A 2,999-nucleotide genomic window follows, 5' to 3' on the forward strand; every position below is an offset into this window, starting at 1 on the left:
GTGCATGGACGATGGTGGCGAGGCGCGCGCCCTTGGCGACGCGGTCGCCGGGCTTCACGTCGTAGAGCACGGCACCGGCCCGTGGCGCCGGCATCATGTCGATGTTTTCCAATGGCGCCACGAAGCCGGTGAAAGGACCCGGCGCGGGCAGGGCGCTGTCGGCGATCACGCCGCGCGCCACCAGCAGCCGGTAGAGGCCGTCGGCGTCGGCGGCGGCCAAAGCACCATCGACATCGAGGATGCCGCGATATTCGACGGTGGTGGCGACGCGACGGTCGAGCTTGGCCACATCGGCGGGGACGTTCTGATAGGGCATGATCGAGGCGCCCTCGAAGGTGCCGTCGGTGTCTTCGCTCCACAGCACGACCGCGTCGACGCCCATGGCCGCGGCGCAATCGGCCATATCAGGCCACAGGCTTGTGTGGACGTAGAGATAGGCGAGGCCCTCGTCATCGCAGTGCAGGTCGAGCACGATGTCGTGGCCGAGCGAGAGCTGCACCAGCCGCGTCTTCAGCCGCTGGTCGACGCTGCCAAGGGTGGTGTCGGGCAAGAGCGCTGTGTCGGGCGCCGCGAGCAGCGGAAAGCCGCGGTTGAAATTGGTGCGCGTGCCGAGATGGAAGCGGCCCTGATGCTCGCCGAAATGATATTGCGCCCGGCCGATCGGATTGGCCCAGGGCACGATGGTGAGATTGCCCTTGATGCGGCCTTCGGCTTCAGCCTTGTTGAGCATCGGCATCAGCGCGTCGATGGCGACGACACCCGGCAACTCGCCGGCATGGAGTGCCGCCTGCAGATAGGCCGAAGGAGCAGCCTTGTCGGAACCAGTGAAGCGGAACAGCGGGAATTCGTAGGAAACCCCTTCGCTTTCGCCGGCGATGCGTTCGATCGATTTCTGCATGACTTCCTCCATCAGGAGCGAGAGACATGCGATTTGAAGGCGCCGATGTCGATTGGTCCAGCCTGCCGCGCTATGGGCGCAAGAGACTATTCAGCCGGAAGCGGGATGACCGGCGCGCGCCGGTCCAGCGCCTGCGACAGCACAGCGGCGGTGACCGCCAAAACAGCGAGTGCTGCGCCGACCAGCGGCAAATTGGCATAGGAAACACCGGCGGACAGGGCCACGCCGCCTATCCAGGCGCCGCTGGCATTGCCGATATTGAAGGCGCCCTGGTTCAGCGTGGCGGCGAGGTTCGGTCCCTCGGAGGCCGCCTCGACGACCCGGATCTGCAACGGCGGCACGACGACGAAGATGAGCAGGCCCCACAGGAAGACGATGCCGATGGCAACGCTGGCGATTGCGCCGAACTGCCTGAATCCAACGAAAAGCAGGGCCATCAGCAGCAGGGTGCCGATCACTGTCGGCATCAGTTTCCAGTCGGCCAGTCTGCCGCCGATAATGTTGCCGATGGTCATGCCCGCGCCGAACAGCAGCAGAACCCACGTGACTGCCGAGGTCGACAAGCCCGATACCTCGGTGAGGTAGGGTTTGATGTAGGTGAAGACGGTGAACAGGCTTGCGGAGGTCAGCGCCGCGATCAGCATGGCCAGCCAGACCTGCAGCTTGCCCAGCACGCGCAGCTCGCCGCGCAGGCCGCCACCGCTTGGCTCGGCGACATCGGACGGCACCAACCAGGCGATCGCTGCCACCGAGATCAGGCCGATACCGACCACGGCAACGAAGGTGGAGCGCCAGCCGAACGCTTCGCCAAGTGCGGTTCCGGCGGGAACACCCAGGATGTTGGACAGCGTCAGCCCGGCGAACATCAGCGCGATAGCGCTGGCGCGCTTGTTGCGCGGCACCAGGCTGGCGGCAACGACCGAGCCGATGCCGAAGAAGGCGCCGTGGCCGAAAGCGGTGAAGACACGCGCGGCCATCAGCGTCCAGTAGTTGGGCGAGATGGCGCAAAACAGATTGCCGACGACGAACAGCACGGCCAGCCCGACCAGCACCGGCTTGCGCGGCAAATGCGCAGTGGCCATGGCGACGATCGGGGCGCCGAAGACGACGCCCAGCGCATATCCGGTAACCAGCAGGCCCGCCGCGGGGATCGACACGCCGAGGTCGGCGGCGACCTCAGGCAGCAAGCCCATGATGACGAATTCGGTGGTGCCGATGCAGAAGGACGCAATGGCAAGCGCAAGGATCGGCAAGGGCATGGTGCGTCCAGACTGAATCGGTTCAATTCCAGACTGCGCGAAGCACGCCACCGTGCGCAAGCTGCATTGCTGCATTGCAGCGATGCAGAAAAGGAAGAGCTTTAAAATGGGTCTTCAACGGGCTGTCACGCCAGCGGCTTCAGCTCCTGGGCAATGGTGGGCAGCAACTCCGAAACATTGGGATGGATGTGCACGGCACGCGCCAGCGTGTCGACGGGCGCCTTGGCGTACATCAGGTCGAGCACACAATGGATAGCCTCGTCGCCGCCGGGGCCGAGCACCGAGCAGCCGAGGATCTCCCTGGTGTCGGCATCGACCAGGATTTTCATGAAACCCTGCGTCTCGCCCTTTTCGATAGCGCGGCCGACGCGGGTCATCGGCCGCTGGCCGACCAGCGCGCGACGGCCGGATTTCTTCACTGCGGCCTCGGTCATGCCGCAGCGGCCAAGCGGCGGGTCGATGTAGAGCGCATAGGCTTCGATCCGGTCGCTGACCCTCCGCGGATCGTTGTCGAGCAAATTGGCGGCGACGATCTCGTAGTCGTTGTAGGAGGTGTGGGTGAAGGCGCCCCTGCCGTTGCAGTCGCCCATCGCCCAGATGCCGGGCACGCTGGTGCGCAGCTGGTCGTCGACGGTGACAAAACCGCGCTTGTCGACCTCGACGCCGGCCCTTTCCAGGCCGAGATCGTCGGTGTTGGGGGTGCGCCCCAGCGCCAGCAGCACATGCGAGCCGACCGCCGGTGGCTTGCCGGCGGAGAAGGTCACGGCGATGTCGTCACCCTGTCTGGCGAAGGCAATGTCGTCGGCGCCGACATGGACCGCGATGCCTTCGTTTTCGAGGAT

The 2,999-nt window shown here is 65.4% G+C and carries 3 protein-coding genes; all 3 read right to left on the reverse strand.

The window, feature by feature from the left end; genetic code table 11:
* Positions 1-898: succinylglutamate desuccinylase/aspartoacylase family protein (locus EN994_RS24810; protein WP_127307881.1), on the reverse strand; the 898-nt coding region annotated here is incomplete at its 3' end.
* Between the two features lie 86 nt (positions 899-984).
* The gene (locus EN994_RS24815) at positions 985-2,157 is read right to left on the reverse strand and encodes an MFS transporter (protein WP_063168861.1); all 1,173 of its coding nucleotides are present in this window, start codon (positions 2,155-2,157) and stop codon (positions 985-987) included.
* A gap of 125 nt (positions 2,158-2,282) precedes the next feature.
* Positions 2,283-2,999, reverse strand: a 717-nt coding sequence (locus EN994_RS24820; protein ID WP_164746149.1) for an FAD-dependent oxidoreductase, incomplete at its 5' end; no start/stop codon positions are given.

Source organism: Mesorhizobium sp. M7A.F.Ca.CA.002.09.1.1, from assembly GCF_003998555.1.
Lineage (GTDB): Bacteria > Pseudomonadota > Alphaproteobacteria > Rhizobiales > Rhizobiaceae > Mesorhizobium > Mesorhizobium ciceri.